Annotated in this window: 15 protein-coding genes; 4 read left to right on the top strand and 11 right to left on the bottom strand. The window is 69.3% G+C overall.

All coding sequences use genetic code 11. The features are described from left to right. The 6 genes from SK803_RS17465 to SK803_RS17440 form a co-directional block, all read right to left on the bottom strand. Positions 1–954, bottom strand: a complete 954-nt coding sequence (locus SK803_RS17465; protein WP_319967071.1) for an AAA family ATPase — start codon at positions 952–954, stop codon at positions 1–3. A gap of 54 nt (positions 955–1,008) precedes the next feature. Next, positions 1,009–2,310: a helix-turn-helix domain-containing protein gene (locus SK803_RS17460; RefSeq protein WP_319967070.1), complete on the bottom strand. Its 1,302-nt coding sequence runs from the start codon at positions 2,308–2,310 to the stop codon at positions 1,009–1,011. A 465-nt stretch (positions 2,311–2,775) separates the two neighbouring features. Then, positions 2,776–3,675 (bottom strand): dioxygenase family protein, encoded by a 900-nt coding sequence (locus tag SK803_RS17455; RefSeq protein ID WP_319967069.1) that lies wholly within the window; start codon positions 3,673–3,675, stop codon positions 2,776–2,778. Then, positions 3,672–4,697: a maleylacetate reductase gene (locus SK803_RS17450; protein WP_319967068.1), complete on the bottom strand. Its 1,026-nt coding sequence runs from the start codon at positions 4,695–4,697 to the stop codon at positions 3,672–3,674. Before SK803_RS17450 ends, SK803_RS17455 begins: the two co-directional genes overlap by 4 nt. Further along, a complete protein-coding gene (locus SK803_RS17445; protein WP_319967067.1) occupies positions 4,694–6,496 on the bottom strand; it encodes an FAD-dependent oxidoreductase in 1,803 nt (600 codons plus the stop codon). Before SK803_RS17445 ends, SK803_RS17450 begins: the two co-directional genes overlap by 4 nt. Positions 6,497–6,567: 71 nt before the next feature. After that, entirely contained in the window at positions 6,568–7,491 is a 924-nt protein-coding gene (locus tag SK803_RS17440) for a helix-turn-helix transcriptional regulator (protein ID WP_319967066.1), read from the bottom strand. An 897-nt stretch (positions 7,492–8,388) separates the two neighbouring features. Between SK803_RS17440 and SK803_RS17435 the strand changes: the two genes are divergently transcribed. Genes SK803_RS17435 through SK803_RS17420 form a run of 4 tightly spaced genes read left to right on the top strand, consistent with a single transcriptional unit; the run spans position 8,389 to position 12,155 of the window. After that, complete coding sequence (locus SK803_RS17435; RefSeq protein WP_319967065.1) at positions 8,389–10,737, top strand: sensor histidine kinase; 2,349 nt, start codon at positions 8,389–8,391, stop codon at positions 10,735–10,737. A gap of 29 nt (positions 10,738–10,766) precedes the next feature. After that, a complete protein-coding gene (locus tag SK803_RS17430; protein ID WP_319967064.1) occupies positions 10,767–11,207 on the top strand; it encodes a roadblock/LC7 domain-containing protein in 441 nt (146 codons plus the stop codon). Then, positions 11,204–11,578 carry a DUF742 domain-containing protein gene (locus SK803_RS17425; protein ID WP_319967063.1) on the top strand — a complete coding sequence of 125 codons (375 nt, stop codon included), beginning with the start codon at positions 11,204–11,206 and terminating at the stop codon, positions 11,576–11,578. Before SK803_RS17430 ends, SK803_RS17425 begins: the two co-directional genes overlap by 4 nt. Then, positions 11,559–12,155: a GTP-binding protein gene (locus tag SK803_RS17420; RefSeq protein ID WP_319967062.1), complete on the top strand. Its 597-nt coding sequence runs from the start codon at positions 11,559–11,561 to the stop codon at positions 12,153–12,155. The genes SK803_RS17425 and SK803_RS17420 overlap by 20 nt, the downstream gene beginning before the upstream one ends. 1 nt (position 12,156) lies before the next feature. Here the strand turns inward: SK803_RS17420 and SK803_RS17415 are convergent, their stop codons facing one another. The 5 genes from SK803_RS17415 to SK803_RS17395 form a co-directional block, all read right to left on the bottom strand. Continuing rightward, positions 12,157–13,515 carry a tryptophanase gene (locus tag SK803_RS17415; RefSeq protein WP_319967061.1) on the bottom strand — a complete coding sequence of 453 codons (1,359 nt, stop codon included), beginning with the start codon at positions 13,513–13,515 and terminating at the stop codon, positions 12,157–12,159. An 11-nt stretch (positions 13,516–13,526) separates the two neighbouring features. Further along, positions 13,527–14,531, bottom strand: a complete 1,005-nt coding sequence (locus SK803_RS17410; protein ID WP_319967060.1) for a tryptophan dimethylallyltransferase family protein — start codon at positions 14,529–14,531, stop codon at positions 13,527–13,529. Positions 14,532–14,992: 461 nt separating this feature from the next. Continuing rightward, complete coding sequence (locus tag SK803_RS17405) at positions 14,993–15,949, bottom strand: lysyl oxidase family protein (protein WP_319967059.1); 957 nt, start codon at positions 15,947–15,949, stop codon at positions 14,993–14,995. Next, entirely contained in the window at positions 15,925–17,271 is a 1,347-nt protein-coding gene (locus tag SK803_RS17400; RefSeq protein ID WP_319967058.1) for an NAD(P)/FAD-dependent oxidoreductase, read from the bottom strand. Before SK803_RS17400 ends, SK803_RS17405 begins: the two co-directional genes overlap by 25 nt. Next, on the bottom strand, positions 17,271–18,095 hold the full coding sequence (locus tag SK803_RS17395) for a glycosyltransferase (RefSeq protein WP_319967057.1): 825 nt from the start codon (positions 18,093–18,095) through the stop codon (positions 17,271–17,273). Before SK803_RS17395 ends, SK803_RS17400 begins: the two co-directional genes overlap by 1 nt. Positions 18,096–18,214: the final 119 nt, after the last annotated feature.

The raw sequence follows: 18,214 nt of genomic DNA, 5'->3' as shown, positions 1-18,214 counted from the left end.
TCAGGTCACCGGTACCGGCGCGGCGGCCAGCACGTCCTTCAGCACCGCTTCGGCGGTGCGTTGCTGGATTCGGGCCTCCGGGGTGAGCAGCATGCGGTGGTTCAGCACCGGCACCGCGACGGCCTTGACGTCGTCCGCGGTCACGTAGGGGCGGCCGGCGGCGAGGGCGTAGGCCTGGGAGGCGGTGACGAGGGCGATGCCGCCGCGTGGGCTGACGCCCAGTTCCACGTCGGGGTGCACCCTGGTCGCGCGGATCAGGCGGGCCACGTACTCGCGGAGGTTGTCGGCGACGCGTTGTTCGCGGACGGCGCGGATCATCAGGCGCAGGTCGTCGAGCTCCATCACGGACTTGAGCTCGTCGGGGCGGCGGCGGGTGACGCCGTAGGACAGGATGCTGACCTCGTCGGCGAGGTTCTCCGGGTAGCCGATGCTGATGCGCATCATGAACCTGTCCAGCTGTGCTTCGGGCAGGGCGTAGGTGCCCTGGTGCTCCACCGGGTTCTGGGTGGCGATGCACAGGAACGGGTACGGGACCGGCACCGGGCGGCCGTCCACGGTCACCTGGCCCTCCGCCATCACCTCGAGGAGGGCGGACTGGGTTTTGGGGGAGGCGCGGTTGATCTCGTCGCCCAGCAGGATGTGGGTGAAGACCGGGCCCTGCCGGAACTCGAACCTCGCGCGGCCCTGGTCGTACACCTGCACGCCGGTCACGTCGGACGGCAGCAGGTCCGGGGTGAACTGGATGCGCTTCACCTCGGCGCCCGCGATCGAGCGGGCGATCGCCTTGGCGAGCGAGGTCTTGGCCACGCCCGGCACGTCCTCGATCAGCAGGTGCCCCTCGGCGAGCAGGCACACCAGTGCCAGCCGGACCACCTCGGGCTTGCCGCGGATGAAGTCCTCGACGTTCGCGGCCAGCGCCTCGAACCGACGCTGGAAAATGGCCGCATCGGACACTTCATCGCCCCCATCGTGCGTGCATGAACGTTCTTTCCCGCCCCAACTCGGCTGTCAGTGAATAGGGCCGCGCAGGGCGGCGTTGAGCCGGGGGTACACCTCGCGCACCGCGGCCTGGTCGCGTTCGCGGCCGAGCAGGCGGGCCAGGCGCTTCAGGTCCTGCCGGACGGTGGCCGAGTCGACCAGGTCGGCGGCGTCGAGGACCTTCGTGGCCAGTGCGCTCGCGTGGTCGATGTCGCCCGCCGCGGCGTAGGCGAGGGCTCGGCGCGCGCCGAAGCGCGCGTGGGTCCGGTGGGCGGTGCCGGGCACCAGGGCCAGCTGCTTGTCGAAGACGTCCGCCGCCTCCCTCGACCGGCCCAGGTCGTGCATGCACCAGGCCGCGACCAGGCTGTTCAGGTCGGCGCCGCTGACCGAGGCCGAGCCGATCGTCATGCCGCTGGACGCGTCGGCCCTGTCGAGCAACGCGGCGGCACGGTCGAGTGCCCGCTGGCAGTTGTCGTAGTCGCAGGCCAGCGCGTGTCCCTGTGCCTCACGCAACGCGGCGAGGCCCTGCACGCGCGGCGACGTGCCGGGTGCGGCCTGCGCCTGCTGGGCCAGGTCGACGGTGCCCGCGGCGTCGTCGCGGTAGAGCGTGATCAACGCCTGCCTGATCAGCGAGTACGTGGCCAGCTCGGTGTCACCGGCCGCGGCGCCCATCTCGACGGCGTTGCGGGTCCACCACATCGCGGCCCGGTCGTCGCCGGCCTCCTGCGCCATCCACCCCGCGTACTCGCTGTAGCGGGCGGCCAGGCCGAGCAGCTCCTCGCGGACCGGGGTGGGCGCGCCGTTCGCCATCCCGCGCAACGTGTGGGTGTGCACCGTGACCATCGGCAGCACCACGCTGGGGCTTGTGGTTTGTCCTAGTTGCCTGACCTGGGCGAACAGCGACCGGAACGCCGCGAGCGTCCCGTCGTGCGCCGCCGACGCCGTGGCGCTGCGGGGAGCGCCCAGGGTCAGCCCGAGCAACGAGGCCGCGCCCGTCGCGATCGCCTCGCGCCGAGGCATCGGAACCATCCAGCTCGATCCATCCGGTGCCATGCTCATCACCCACACCTCGCCGTCGCCATCGGCCGCGACGGCTGCCGGCGCGCTCACGGGTGCGGGCTGGTCCACCAGGGAGGCCAGACGTCCACCGGCTCCGAGAACCGCGTCACAGCGCCGGGCCAGATCAACACCTGGTTGCTTGAGTCCAGTCTCGATCTTGCCCAGATAGCCCTTGCTGTAGTGGACCTGCTGCGCCAGCGTCGCCAGCGACAAGCCCGCCGCGGTCCTGAGTCGCCGCAGTTCCACACCAAAGACATCCGACTGCTCAGCCATGAGCCCCCACCCTCGACCGCCGCCCCAGGCACCGGTGATTCGACCGTTGCAGACTACTTAGTGCCTGATCGCAGGCCCAGCCCCTGGGAGCGCCGGGCTAGTGCGGATGCCTGGCTGCATTCGAGTCTGATCGGGCAGGCGGCCAGTGCACAGGCGTCTCCCGTCGCCTCCTGTGCCAGGAGACGGGAGACCCCTGCCCTGCGGAGGCGCGCGCGGCGATGCTGGTTCCAGACGGAGACGCGGTCGGTCGCCGTCAGGTTCTGGGGGGCGGTGGCGGCAGGCAGGGCTGGGGGCCTGGTCCTGCCGCCACCGAACACAAGGGGTGAAGGGGGCGGAAGCATGAACAGGGACTGGACGGGCGCGCCTTCCTGAAAAGGGCGGGAGTGCGTCACATCAGCCAGGAGCGTTCCGGCGGGCTGACTGGGGGTCAGCCCGCCGGATCTCCTGGAACTCGGGAGGCCTGACTCACGCGCTCCTGAGGGCCAGCACGATGTCGAACCGGGCGCGCGCCCACGGCTTGTCGCCGAGCGCGCGCCCGTCCGGCGTGGGAGCGCCGGCCGGTTGTCCGGTGAACCGCTTGACGAGCGATTCCTTGACACCGAACACGGAGTCGCCGATCTCCAGCTGCGGATCACCTTCCACGAAGACGTGCGTGACCAGCGTGCGGTAGTTGTCCGCCGAGACCATGAAGTGCAGGTGGGCGGCGCGCATGGGGGAGCGGTGCGCCGCGTCCAGGAGCGCGCCGACGGGGCCGTCGTGCGGGATCGGGTACGGCGTCGGGGTCACGCCCCAGAACGCGAAGGTGCCGTCGGGCTCGGAGAACAGGTGGCCGCGACCCGACACGCGGTCGTCGGTGTACTGCACGTCGTAGAAGCCGTCCTCGTCGGCTTCCCACACCTCGATCCTCGCGCCACCGACCGGGTTTCCTCCGGTGTCGCGCACGGTTCCCTCGACCCAGCACGGCGTTCCTGGGGCGCCCGCGGCGATGTCGCCGCCGTTGCCCACCAACGGCGACTGCTCCACGAAGAACGGGCCGAAGACGGTGGCCTCGGTGGCGTCCAGGTGGACCTCGTTGTTCACCGCGATGGTCTGCATCGACGCGCCCAGCACGTCGGAGAGCAGGATGAACTCCTGCCGCCTGTCGTCGGTGATGTGCCCGGCGGCGGTCAGGAACTCGATCGCCCGTGTCCACTCCTCTTCGGTCAGCCGCACGTCCCTGATGAACGCGTGGAGGTGCCGGGTGAGCGACTCCAGCAGTTGCTTCAGGCGTGGGTCGGGCGTCCTGGCGAACGACGCGACGACCTCGGCGGTCAGGAGTTCCTCGATGCGCTGTTGCCGCGCTTCTTGGTCGGCAGAGGCAGTCATGCTCGGCTCCACTCGGTCGGGTTCCGGCCCGCCTGGGCAGCGGCGAGCAGTGCGGTCAGGTCGGCCTCGGTGACCGGGCGAGGGTTCGACGGCGGCACGGACGGCAGGATCAGGCGGGCGGCCTCGGCGGCGTCGGGCACGCCTCGCAGGACGTGGGAGGCGCCGATGTCGGTGTACAGAGACGACAGGTCGGGCGCGCCCAGGGCGTCGGCGATCCTGGCGGCGGCCTGAGGTGCCGCGGGAGAGTTGAAGGCCAGCACGTACGGGAGAACCGCCGTGTGGGTCGCGGCGTGCGGGAGGTTGTAGGCGCCACCCAGGACGTGGCAGATCTTGTGGTGCAGGCCGGAACCCGCGGAGGCGAACGCCACGGCGGACAGGTAGGCGCCGTACAGGGTCTGCTCGCGGCCGTCCGCGGTGGTGATCTGCCGCAGCCCGCTGTTCAACGCGCGGATGCCTTCCGCGGCGAGGGCTTGGTTGATCGGATCGGCGCGCGGGGCCCACATCGAGTCGACGCAGTGCGCGAGCGCGTTGCAGCCGGAGGCGATGGCCAGTTCCGGCGGCAGCGACGCGGTGAGGGCCGCGTCGTAGATGACGGTCACCGGCAGGACGCGGTCGTCGCTGCCCGTGGTCTTGCGCGCGGCCTCGGTCAGGCCCCAGACGTTGGTCGCCTCCGAACCCGCGTAGGTGGTGGGCACCGCCACGACGGGCAGGCCGGTGGTCAGCGCGACCGCTTTGGCCAGCCCGGTCGTGGAACCTCCGCCGACGCTCACCAGCAGATCCGCGTTGGACGACGCGGCCTGCGCACGAGCGCGTTCGGCGTTGGCGACGGGAACGTGCGGCGCCACGTCCGTGCAGCGCGCCGCCACGTCGATCTTCGCGGCCACCTCCGCCGCGATCGCTTCGTCACCGACCAGCATCACCCGCCGGGCGCCGAGCCGTTCGACCTCCGCGGCGAGGCTGGCGACCGCCTCGCCGGTGCCGAACAGGACGCGCTGGCCGAGGGTGGTGTGCTCGAACTTCACGCGCTCTCCTCCCGGCTGAGGATCGTGGTCAGGACGGACATGAGCTCGGCCTCTGGATCGGCGGGCAGTGCGTTGCCGCGCCAGGCGACGTGCTTGTCCGGTCGCACCAGCACGGCCCCGTCCTCGTCCACACCGGACAGTCGCGACCAGTCGAAGTAGAGGTCCGTCACCGGACGCCCAGGGCCGATGACGACGGTCCGCACCGGGATGCCGAGCCGATCGGCCGCTTTCTGCGCCGCGCTGACCCACGCCTCACCGGTGATCCCGGTCAGCAACGTGAACTGCCCGTACGGCACGAGGTCGTGGGTGGAGCGCTTGCGCGTGCTGTCGCCGACCCAGGCGTGCGGCAACCGGGCGCCCGGCCAGGTCGACGGCTCGTAGTACAGCTCCGGGTCACGGGCCGGCGACGGACGGGTGGTGCCGTCCGGAACAACGGCGCTGGACTCGTACGACTGACCCATTTCCACGCCGTGCGCGTTGAACTCGTAGTTCTTCAGCTCCATGGCTTCCCGGACGGCGGCGCGCTTGGCGGCACCGGCGAGGCTGACGTCCTTGCGCTCCTCGATCCGCGCGTGCATCTGCTCGGCGGACTCGGCCGCGTCGAGACCGAGCGCCTCGAACAACGCGCCGAACTCGCGTGCGGACTTGTTGGCCCGCAAGACGATCTGCTGCGCCACGGGAGCGCGTTCTGCGGTGTAGGTGTCGAGCAGCGAGGTCCCGGCCTGTCCGTTGAGCACCAAAGCCAGCTTCCACGCCAGGTTGTAGGAGTCCTGGATCGAGGTGTTGGACCCGAGGCCGTTGCTCGGCGGATGCTTGTGCACCGCGTCCCCGGCGCAGAACACCCGGCCCTGCTGCAGCTGGGTGGCGTACTGCTCGTTGTTGCCCCACAAGGAGATACCGGTGATCTCCGCGTCGAGCGAAGGATCACCGACGAGGTTGCGCACGATCTGCAGGGCGTCGTCCTCGGTCACCTCCGGCACGCCCTGCGCGAGGTCGAATCCCCAGACGATCAGCCACTCGTTCCACGGCCGGACCATCCGCACGAGCCCCGCGCCGATGCCGCCGACGTTCGCGCCGGGCTGGATCACCCAGTACAGCACCGAAGGACGGTGCAGGCAGAGTTCGGTGAGGTCGGCCTTGAACGTGATGTTCATCGACCCGGCGACGTCCATCTGACCCTCGTACGGCAGATCCAGGTCGGCGGCCACGGCGGACCGCGCGCCGTCCGCACCGACGAGGTACTTCGCGCGGATCGTGTACTCGGCACCGGTGAGCCGGTTCAGCACCCGCACGGTCACGCCTTCGGCGTCCTGCGTGTGCCCCAGGTACTCGGTGCTGAACTGGGTCTGCGTGCCGCGCGCGGTCGCGTTGCGGACGAGGATCGGCTCCAGGTAGGTCTGCGGGATGTCGCAGTTCAGCGACGGCGAGGCGAGCTCGTGGTCGGCGTGCCGGGCGGGGTGGTTGCCCCACGTGAGGATGCGGCCGATCTCCTCGCCGGTGATCGACGTGCAGAACACGGTGTCGCCGATCAGGTGGTGCGGCGTGGCGTCCGCGAGCACCTGGTCCTCGATGCCGACGTCGCGGAAGATCTCCATCGTCCGCTGGTTGGTGATGTGCGCGCGCGGAGTGTTCGCCGTCCACCGGTACTTGGTGATCATGATGTTCGGAACGCCCAGTGTGGACAGGAACAGCGCGGCGGAGGCCCCGGCCGGGCCCGATCCCACGATCAGCACATCGGTCTCGACCGCGGTGTGCGTCGGTGGGGAGGTTTCGACGAGACCGTCGTGGAAGGTCACCATGCCGAAACGGTGGCAGCGCGGCGGTGCCTGGAACGTCGTGCGGCCGTGACATGGCGGAAACAGGCAAAAACTCAGGACGCCGAACGGCGGTCGTGGCACGGCGTGGTGCCGAACCGCGCCCGGTAGGTGCGGGAGAAGTGGGCCTGCGAGGCGAAACCGCTCCTGGTGGCGACCTCGGCCAGCGAGATGGGCTCGGCGAGCAGCCGCCGGGCGGCGTCGAGGCGGGCGGTCAGCACCGCCTGCGGCACGCTCTGCCCCGACCTGGCGAACAACCGCGAGAGATGACGTTCGGAGTACCCGATCGCGGCGGCGATCCGGCTCGCCGACAGGTCCTGTTCGGCCAGGTGAGCGGCGATGTACGCGTGCGCGGCCGCCAGGTCACCGGTGTCCGGGCGCTCGCCGCCGAGCAGCGCGCCCAGCAGACTCGTCGCGACGCGCTCCATCCCCTCCCAGTCCGCGGGGCCGCCGCGCAACGCTGCGGACAACGTGGTCACCAGCGCCTGCGCGTGCGCGTCCCCGTGGAAGCCGAACACCCGAGGCTTCACGGGTCCGGGACGGCCGGAGGTCTCCCGCACCAGGGACCGCGGGGCCTTCAGCACGAGTTCGGTGAGGCCGTGGGAGAAGGTCCGCTGGAACGGCTGGTCACCGTCCACCACGAGCCCCTGCCCCGGCGCGATCAGCTCACGGCCGCCGCGGTGCTCGAAGTGTCCCTCACCGGACAGTGCGAAGTAGACGACCACGCCGTCGGCGGGGTGCAGGGCGATCTGCCGGACGTCCCGTTCCACGGCGTGCGGTGATCCCGTCACCCGCGCCACCTGCAGGCGGGGCAGGGTGAGGTTGATCTCCGTGCCGTCGAACGGCCGGTCGCCGAGAGGCAGCGCCCGCAGGCCGACCAGCGCGCGGGCGTTGTGCTCCTCCCACCCGGTGAGGCGGCGCGAGCCGGGGAGGTCGTGCGTCCGGAACCTGGTCAGGCCGGGCGGGTGCACGGATGCCATCCCTCCACGGTAGACCGCCTTTCCGGGACGCGCGATGAACCTCGATCTCGACCGGCTGCTCGCTTTCCCGCGGCACGACGGAGTTCCGAGCCGCGTTTCCCACTCGATCCTGCCCTTTCGCGGCGGATGCTTTTCGCAAGATCACGTCTGCGCGAATCGCGGGTGCGGACTCCGCCGGGCGGTGGTTCCGGAAAACGCGAGGATCGGGAAGCCCCGGCGTAATGTCCGGAAGATGCCGCGTTCTCGGCTTGCCGGAGGTGTCCGCACTGGGCCGAGCAGACGTTGCCGTGGTGCCCTGGCACCAGCACCCGGAGGTCCGTCCGGCGGATGAGCGCTTCGGCAGGGGCGCGGGAGCACCACCTGTTCGTCAACGACGGAAACACGCCGGTCCCGGCGGTGGTGGCGCGGGCCTGCAGGTCTTCCACGGCGAGGTCGGTACAAGACCTGCGACGTACCACGTCCGGGGATTTCGAAAACTGCCGGTGACGGTAAGCGACGACTCGTTGCAATGGGTTATTGCAGTAGAAGATTCCGCACGCCGTGTCAAGTTAACCCTGAATGACCAGTGCGTTTGTCGAGTTCGCTTCGGAAAAGCCCAGTTCGGCGTCGCGCCGGCGACCGGAACCATAGGTGGCCGTTCTACCCGCGAGAGCGTGTTCGTGCATGACAAGCACAGTTCGCATGGTGAGACCAGAACGGAGGACGGGGGGTGTTGCGATGGTCATCCGACTGAGTAGTCTCTACGCACACCCCACAAGATCATCGGCTGTTGATCGTGTTGATCTTGTAGTGCTATCTTTCCGTCGCCAATTCGGGTGGTCGTGGAGCGTTGTGAAGCTGAAGACTGCGCCTGATACGAATTACAAGACAATTCGTTCACGGCTCACTGGTGTCGTGGTGGTTCCCAGCATCGTCCTTCTGGCCATGTGGGCGCTGTTCTCGTCGTACACGGTGTTCGAGGGGCTGTACCTCCAGCTGGTCGCCTCCGGTGTGCGAGACGCGTCGATCCCGGCGGTGCAGTCGTTCGCGTCGCTGCAGAAGGAACGCGAGCTCAGCATGACGAGCCTGAGCAAGCCGGGCTCGAGCACGTCCGCGCTGGTGAAGCAGCAGCAGGCGACCGACTCGGACCTGACCACGATGAAGGCCGCGTTCGCCGAGCTCGCTTCCCAGGCGCCGCAGGAGGTCGTCGACGGGATCGGCAAGCTCAACGGGCTGCTGGACCAGCTTCCGCAGCAGCGGGCCGCGCTCGAGGCCGGTACCGCGTCCAAGCCCGAGATCTACCGCTACTACAACAGCGTCCTCGACGCCGGTGCCGCGTTGTTCAACACGCAGGCCCGCATCGTGCCGGACGCCGAGACCGTGCAGGGCGCGCTGGCCGCGGTGCAGTACTTCCAGGCCGCCGACTCGATGTCGCGGGCCGGTTCGGTCGCGGCCGGCGCGCTGGCGGCGGGCAAGTTCACCCCGGAGGAGCACCGCGAGTTCGTCTACCTCGTCGGCGCCTACCGGTCCTCGCTCAACTCGATCGAGCCCTACGCCCTGCCGCCCGTGCGTGAGCACTACAAGTCCGTCATCGGCAGCGCCCAGTGGCAGCAGCTGGTGACCCTCGAGAACCGCCTGCTGCAGAACGCGGAGCGGCCCATCGGGCAGTCCGTCGGCGCGGCCGACTGGGAGACCGCCGACCGCGCGGTCTCCACCGAGCTGACCAAGCTGGTGGAGGAGCAGTCCAACGGCGCCGTGAACGTGGCCATGGCCAACGGCAAGGACAAGTTCACGACGGTCCTGATCGGCAGTCTGATCGCGCTGGTCGCGGTGATCGCCGGCATCTTCGTCGCGGTGCGCATCTCCAACCGCCTGGTCAACAAGGCGTTGATCGTCCGGCTCACCAACCTGAAGAGCGACTCGCTCAAGCTCGCGCACGAACGGCTGCCGAGCATCGTCGAGCGGTTGCGCGAGGGCAAGCACGTCGACGTCGCCACCGAGGTGCCCGCGCTCGACTACGGCAACGACGAGATCGGCCAGGTGGCCGACGCGTTCAACGCCGCCCAGTACACCGCCGTCGCCGCGGCGGTGAAGGAGAGCCAGACCCGTGAAGGCGTGAACCGGGTCTTCCTCGACATCGCGCGCCGCAACCAGGGTCTGGTGCACCGCCAGCTCAAGATCCTCGACAAGCTGGAGCGCGAGGAGGAGAACCCCGACCACCTCGACGCGTTCTTCCAGCTCGACCACCTCGCCACCCGCGCGCGGCGCAACGCCGAGAACCTGATCATCCTGACCGGCGAGCAGCCGGGACGGCAGTGGCGCAAGCCCGTGCGCATGCTCGACGTCGTGCGCGCGGCCGTCGCCGAGACCGAGCAGTACGCCCGCGTGAAGGTGAACCCGGTGCCCGAGGTCGCGCTGGTCGGCGCCGCCGTCGCGGACACGATCCACCTGATCGCCGAGCTCGTCGACAACGCGACCTCGTTCTCCTCCCCGCGTTCGCAGGTCGAGGTGCACAGCAGCGAGGTGCCGCAGGGTCTCGTGCTGGAGATCGAGGACCACGGTCTCGGCATCAAGCCGGACGACCGCGAGCAGCACAACAAGATGCTGGCCGCACCGCCCGACTTCGAGGCGATGCGCCTGCGTGGCGAGTCCCGCCTCGGCCTGTTCGTCGTCGCCCGGCTGGCCGCCCGCCGCGGCGTCCACGTCGAGCTGCGCGACTGCCCGTCCGGCGGCACGATCGCGCTGGTGCTCATCCCGTCCGACCTGATCGTCGGCGAGGTCGGCGCGGTGACCGACTCCACGGACCCCGTGCAGATGCCCAAGCCGACGTTCCGGCAGCAGACCCTCGCGCAGACCGCCCTCCCGCAGACCGAGGACGTCGTGCTCGACGCCAGGTCCACCCCAGGGCTCAACGAGTTCTGGGCAGGGGGAGGAGTGGGAAACGTCCCGGACTCCCGCCGGGCGGAGGACCACGACAGCGGCAGCATCGTCGGCGTGCTGCCGATGCCCGACCGCCAGGCCGACCCGTGGCCTGCAGAAGACCCCCGCGAAGGTGAAGCGGCGCGTCAGGACACCCGGCCGGAGCTGCCTCGCCGCCGGCGGCAGCAGCACCTGGTGCCGCAGCTGGCGAACGACGACCACCGGCCCGAGCCGGACTTCGCCGAGGCGAACACCGAGGAACGGGCGGAACGAACTCGCGACGGCATGTCGGCCTTCCAGCAGGGCACCCGAACTGCCCGCCAGGCCGACGACGCCGTCGAACCGTGATCACTCCCACGACTGAAAGGGCTGTTTCCGTGGACGACGACCTGACCGGCGGGCACCCCGAGCTCAACTGGTTGCTGGACGACCTCGTCGCCAGAGTGATCGGCGCCAGGCACGCGGTGGTGCTCTCCGCGGACGGCCTGTTGCTCGCCCGCTCTCCCGAACTGTCCAAGGACGACTCGGACCACCTCTCGGCGATGGCGTCGGCGTTCCAGTCGCTCGCCAGGGGCACCGGACGGCACTTCGGCGGCGGGCAGGTCCGCCAGACCATCGTCGAGATGGAACGCGCGCACCTGTTCGTCACCGCGGCCGGGCAGGGTGCCTGCCTCGCCGTCGTCGGTGAGGAGGACGCCGACATGGGCATGATCGCCTACGAGATGAACATGCTCGTGAAGCGAGTGGGCAGCTACCTGTCGTCGGCGCCCCGAACACTCGCGTCGCCGCGCGTCCCCGGCCACCTCGGGTTGTCATGAGCTCGCGATCCTCGGACTGGTGGTACGACGAGGCGGCGGGCCCGATGGTCCGCCCCTACGCGTTGGTGAGCGGCCGGACTCGGCCGACGTGGGGCCGGCTGAACCTCGCCACCCAGGTGCGGTCGATCCGCACGTCGACGGAGACCGCCTCGCTCTCCGTCGAGCACCTGGAGATCATCAGACTGTGCCGGAAACCGCTGTCCGTGGCCGAAGTCGCCGCGTACCTGCACGCGCCGCTCGTCGTGGCGAAGGTGTTGCTGAGTGACCTGATCCAGCGTGGCGACGTCATCACCAGCGATCCGTCCCGCATGGCGACCGCGCCGGACATGAACCTACTTCAGAAGGTGCTGGATGGTGTCCGTGCAATCTGACCCGCAGAGAGAAGAACTGCTGGTCCCCTCCTCCGTCAAGATCGTCGTGGCGGGCGGGTTCGGTGTGGGCAAGACGACGCTGGTCGGCACGGTCAGCGAGATCACGCCGCTGCGGACCGAGGAACTGCTCACCGAGGCCGGCACGGAGATCGACGACCTCGCCGGCGTCGAGGGCAAGAACACCACGACGGTGGCGCTGGACTTCGGTCGCATCACGATCAACCCCGAGGTCGTGCTGTACCTCTTCGGCACGCCCGGCCAGGACCGCTTCTGGTTCATGTGGGACGAGCTGTCGTACGGCGCGATCGGCGCGGTCGTGCTGGTGGACACCCGCAGGCTCGACGGCGGTTTCGGCGCGATCGACTTCTTCGAACGCCGCGGGATCCCGTTCGTGGTGGCGGTGAACTGCTTCGAGGGCAGCTACTCCTACACCGCGGACGAGGTGCGGCACGCACTCGACGTCAGCGAGAACGTCCCGCTGGTGCTGTGCGACGCGCGCGACCGCGAGTCGTGCAAGGCGGTGCTGGCCCGCGTGATCGAGCATGCGATGAGCAAGCTCGACCACGCGGTCGCCTGAGTCAGCGCACCTGTTCCAACCGGCAGCGGAACGGTCGCAGCATGGCGGGTGCCTCGGTGAGCCGGTAACCGGGGACCTGCTCGGGGTTCTTGGCGATCCCCGCGAGCGTCTCGGCCACGTACTCCAGGTGGCTGCGGGTGTAGACGCGGCGCGGGATCGCCAGGCGCACCAGCTCGAACGGCGCGGGCGTGATCAGCTCGCCGTCCTCGGTGATCTCCCCGAGGTAGAGCGAACCCAGTTCCGCACAACGGACTCCGCCCGCGAGATACAGCTCCGACGCGAGTGCGTGACCCGTGAACCGGTGCGGCGGGATGTGCGGCAAAAGCTTGCCCGCGTTGAGGTACACGGCGTGCACGCCCGTCGGCTGCACACTGTCCACACCGGCCTGTCGCGCGCACTCGGCGAGGTACGCGGTGGCGTCCGCCCGCTCGCGCAGGTACAGCGGGTCGGTGACCTCCTTCAGGCCCTGCGCGCACATGTCGAGGTCACGGCCGGAAAGCCCGCCGTAGGTGCGGAATCCCTCGGTGGCGATCAGCAGGAGTTCGCACTGCTTGGCCAGTTCCGTGTCGTTGAGGGCCAGCAACCCTCCGATGTGGACGATGCCGTCCTTCTTCAGGCTGACGACACAGCCGTCGGCCAGCCGGAACGCCTTCTTCGCGATGTCGCGCGGGCTGTGGCCGCGGTACTTCTCTTCCCGTTGCGTGACGAGCCAGGCGTTCTCGGCGAACCTGGCCGCGTCGAGGATGAACGGAACCCCGTGCTTGCGGCACAACTTGCTGGCCTTCTTGAGGTTCGACATCGAGACGGGCTGTCCGCCGCCGCCGTTGTTGGTGATCGTCATGAGCACCAGGCCGATGTCGTCCGGTCCGCTCAACGCCTCTTCGAGGGCGACGAGGTCGATGTTGCCCTTGAACGGTTCGTCGCTGCCGAGGTCCTTGGCCTCGGGGCACGGGAGGTCCCGGACCACACCGCCAGCGATCTCCACGTTCGCGCGGGTGGTGTCGAAGTGCGTGTTGCTGATGGAGATCTGGCCGGGCTTCAGCAACGCGGTGAACAGGATCCGTTCCGCGGCACGGCCCTGGTGCACCGGGTAGATGTGCTCGAAACCGGTGAGCTCCTCGACCACCTCGCGGAACCGGAACCACGACCGCGCACCCGCGTAGGTCTCGTCGCCGCGCATGCCCGCCGCCTGCTGCTCCGCGGACAGGGCGCCCGTGCCGGAGTCGCTCAGCAGGTCGATCGTGACGTCGTCCGCGGTGAGGTTGAACTGGTTGTACCCGCCTTCGGCGTACCTGCGTTCCCGGTAGTCGCGGGTGGTGATGGGAATGGGCTCGACGACTTTGATCCGGTACGGCTCCACGGCACGCCTTTCTAACTCGACATGGCAATCGTTCGCGGCGGGGTGACGTCGTACGCCTCCGACGACAGGTACACCGTCACTCCAGGTCGAGGTTTGCCCAGCCGCAGCGAGACGTGGGCGATCAGACCAACGCCCTCGCCGAGCGGCCTGCGGACGATGCTCGCCAGCGCCAGCACGAACGGCGCCGTGTCGAGACCGCACCGGGTCATGATCGTGAGAACCCTCTCACAGGCTTCGAGGTCGTCCCGCACGTAGTCCCGGACGGGGATGTAGAGCGAGTAGCCGCTCGGCCGGGCGGCGTCGCCGGCCATGAAGTTGTAGCTGGACATCAACGGGCGCCGGGTGAACGGCCCGGTGCCACCGCCCGCCAGCTCGACGACGTCGGAGAGCAGGCCCAGATCGACGTCGGGCACCGCGGAGGCCGCCCGCAGCACGTCCTCGAGCTCGGCGTCGTCGTGCGACACGTAGGTCTTCACGCGGGCCCGCTGCTCGTCCATGAGGTCGAGAGCGAAGAAGGAGAACCGGTCGAGCCCCTCGCGCCGCAACGCGTGCTCGGCGACCGTCGGGTAGGCCGAGCCGAGGCCGAGCCGGTCCAGTGCTTCGCGGACGAGTGCGGTCGCGCCGTCCCGGCCGCGCACCTCGGGGTTGAGGTAGACCTTGATCGCGGGCGCCACGTCCGGCTGGACGATCAGCGAGTACCAGAACGCGAAGGCGCCCTGGGGATCCGCGGGCAGGAACAGGTCGCGCACCACGTCGAGCCGCCGGAGGTCCAGCTGGTGCCGCTCGGCGAGCCGGTCGAGCACCCCGAGCGCCGCGGCGAGGTTCGTCCGCCGGTCGGGCTGTTCCGCGATCGACTCCACGATCATGCGAACGGCCGGCGGTTCGTTTTGGGCCAAAGCCACCGAGAATTCAACAGGCGTATGATCGTCCGCCACATTCGACGGCCAGCGGGGAACTGCGGAAAGCGGGAGCAAACAGCCGGGACCTAATGCCTCGCCCAGCAGTTCTGTCGACATGTCTGCCGATTTTGCCAATCCGACAGCGCGCAACAGGTTGTGCAGTTGACCAACGGCGTAATCGCGTAGTGAGACCTTTGCCGCGCTCAAGATGGGGCTCTCCTGTTTGGCCGGGGAAACAGGTTGATCCCTGTCCTGTTGAGGTGGAATCGCGTCGTGAATTCTCTCAACTGGGTACCTGGCCTGGTCAAGAGCCAGTGGGGTTGCGTGCGACACTCTCGCACTGTGATCGAGGTTGCACCGCTCGGCGTATTGACTTGCCAGAAGCCTTGATGCGGACGAGTGGAATTGCGCGATTGCCCGCACGCGTGCTATGCGAGATCGCTTTCGGTTTCAAAGAGTGAGGATTGTGCGCTTAGCGGGCGCTGTGGTAAAGCGCGGGTTTGCCGATCGTTTGTCTCGGTACAAATGCAAACGGGGTGCCCGCCGTGGCGGACACCCCGTATTGGTTTGAAGACTTCTCAGCCCAGCGACTCGGCGCACTGGGCCTTGCCGGGACAGCTGCGGATCAGTCGCACGGCCGGCGGGGCCTCGATCGGAGAAGGCGGCTCGACCGCGCCGCGCGGCCACTGCAGGTGGATTGCGATCGACGACGCGTTGTTGTCGTAGTTCTTCTCCAGCAACATGCGGTCGGAGTTCACGATGTTGACGACGTCGTAGACGCCGGACCGCACATGGGTGAGATCAAGCCACTGGAAGTCGACCTCGTGCCGGTAGTCGTCGCCGGAACCGACCGAGATCCCGAACATCACGTCCAGCGCGGCCGGGTTGTGGTGCTCGCACATGTGACCGTCCAGCCTCTTCGCGAGCAGGCCCGCCGGGCTCGCCGGATCACCGGGCCGGTGGTCGAGCTCGTCGTCCAGGGTGTACCGGTCGCCGAGGCAGAAGCCGTTCTTCCGGTCGGTCACCACGGTTTCGCCGTCGGGCTTGCGCAGCTGGAAGTACTCGAACCCGAGCAGGTGCCAGTGCTCGTGCGTCTCGGCGGGCTCGTAGTAGGCGCCGGCCGGGGTGTCTCGCTGCGCCGTGTCGAACGAGCGCGGGATCGATCCGTCCACACTGGACTGGACGGCCTGGCGGACCTTCATCGTCGCCTCGCCCTGGCCGGACCGGCGGGCGTGCAGCAACAACGGGCCGTCGCCGATGTTGTCGATCGAGGTGGTGAACCGCAGGCGGACCGAGCTGATCGGGCCACCGGAGTGGACGCAGCCACCTCGGGTCTGCGAGCTGTCGCGCACCACGCACACGTCCCAGTCGCGGCACGTGAGCGGATTGCCGGAGAAGCCGCCGGGACACCCGACGGGCGCCTGCCTCAGGTCGGGCAGCAGGGGCGTCTGGTCGGCCTGGACGTGCTGGGAGGAAACGAGGTTGACCGCGGTGACCGCCAGGGCTGCGATCACCGCGCCGATTCTGCTGACCATGCCGTGTGCTCCTGAGTCGATGATCTCCTGATGTCGTGCAGGAGGCGGTCCGTCACGGAGTTCGCGAGCTCGACGCTCGAGTTCCAGCTCGTGACGTTCGGATAGACGTGGGCCGTGGTGGCGAGCAGCAGCCGGGTGCCGGGCACCTCGACGGCGGGCCGCTGGGTCAGGTAGCCGAGCGGGTACACCGGTTCCACGAAGGGCGCCTTGAACAGGCGGACCTCGTCGACGTCCTCGCGCGACAGTCCCTTGTGGAGGCTCAGCAGCTGGTCGGTCCACCTTGCCGCGATCGCGTCGTCGTCCTCGCGGTACAGCGGGGACTCGCGATCGGTGTAGTGCATGACGTACACGAGGTGCCGGCCGCCGTACTGCTCGGTGCCGGTGAGCGCGGACATCTCGATCACGCCGTCGAACTCGGTGCCCGACCGCAGCACCGGTGCCCAGTAGTGGCCCGACAACGGCTTGCGCAGGAAGAACAACGCGTTGACGACACCCTGGTACGGCAGCCGCACGTCGGGCAGCCGCGGCGCCAGGTCGGCGTCCGCGATGCCCCGCAACGCCGGCAGCGGGACCGTGGAGACCACGTGGTCCGCCTCGATCGTCTCGCCGTCGGGCAAGGTGACGAGCGCGCGGTCCGGCCCGGCTTCCAGCAGTCGCACGGGCGTGGAGGTCCGCACCTCGCCGCCGGCCGCCTCGATGGACGCGCGCAGGGCGTCGATGACGCTCTTGTAGCCGCCGCTGGGATAACCGCGGACGGACTTGTTGCTCTCCCGGCCGAGCCGCTCCCAGAGGTACAGGGCCGGCACGTCACCGAACGCCGAGCCGAACTTGGCGCCGAACATCGGGGCGAGCAGCAGGCTCCAGACCTTGTCGCCGTACAGGCCGCGCAGCCAGTCCTCGGTGCGCATCAGGTCGAGGTCCTTGCCCTTGCCGAGCCTGCGCAGCAGCACCGAGATCACGCCGAACCTGATCCGGTTGACGAGGCTCAGCGGCCGGAACCGCAGCAGGTCCAGCGCGGAGTTGAACGGGCGGTGGACGCCGTCGACGATCATGCCCATCTTCGTGGGCCGCCAGTCGACGCTCTCGCGCACGCCGACCTCGTCCAGCAGGGCGAGCAGGGCCGAGTCGGTCGGCATCACGCAGTGGTAGAAGCGTTCCACCGAGCGGCCCCGCGACTCGAAGAACGTGCCGAGGCCACCGAGCTGGTCACTGGCTTCGAGCAGCGTCACTGCCACGCCGTCGCGGGCGAGCCGGTGCGCGGTCGCGAGGCCGCAGATGCCGCCGCCGACGACGACCACGCGGGCGGGGACGCGGGGCGCCATCAGAGCTTCCGGAACGGGACGGGCGCGAGCCGGTCACGCGTGAGCAGGAGCAGGTACTGCACGAGCGTGCGGCCGAGCCGGAGCTTGCTGGGGCTGGGCTTGCGGTCGTAGCGCAGCTTCAGCGGGATCTCGGTGACCACGGGCGCGCAGTGCCGGAGCTTCATCAGGAGCTCCACCATGCAGGCGAACCCGCGTTCCTCGACCAGTCGCTCGCCCCAGTGCGCGGTGGCCCGGTTCAGCAGGCTCACCCGGTAGGCGCGGAACCCGCTGGTGAAGTCCTGGACGCCCTCGAACCGCACGATCTTGCTGAACACGAGGGTCGCGCCGCGGGAGAGCACCCGGCGCCAGCGCGGCGCCGTCGAGTCGTCGCCGCCCTCGACGAACCGGGAGCAGATCACGACGTCGGCGCCGTTCGAGATCTCCTTGAGCAGCGCGGGGATCACGCCGGGGTCGTGCGTGTCGTCGGCGTCCATGACGATCACGACGTGGTCGGGCGCGGCCTCGGCGAGCACCGCCCGCAGTCCTGATTGGACGGCCTGCCCGAGCCCGAGGTTCACCGGGTGGCGCACCAGCCGGACGTCGAGTCCCCGCACCCCGGCCACGCAGTCGGCGGTGCCGTCGGACGAGCCGTCGTCGATCACCCAGACCGTGATCCGGTCGGCGATCTCGACGTCGGCGATGCGCCGCAGCAACGGCGGGAGCGCCGCCGCCTCGTTGTAGGCGGGGAGGACGACGTGGATGTCGCCGCACGTGCGGATTTCGTTCTGCACGGCGGCGGTCGTGGCCCCGGCCGAATGCCGGATGCCGTGCTCGTCGACTCTCACTCAATACCCCCCACTTCGGTGGCACACGGTTGGTGGGGGGAATTATTGACACGGCGTGCTAAAGCTTTGAGGCGGCCCTGGCGAGTTCAGGGCGGGAATGACGTCGAAACCTCACCAAC

Source organism: Lentzea miocenica (genome assembly GCF_033949945.1).
Lineage (GTDB): Bacteria > Actinomycetota > Actinomycetes > Mycobacteriales > Pseudonocardiaceae > Lentzea > Lentzea miocenica.
Note: the sequence above shows the minus strand (reverse complement) of the source record. Positions and strands in the feature narration are given on the sequence as shown.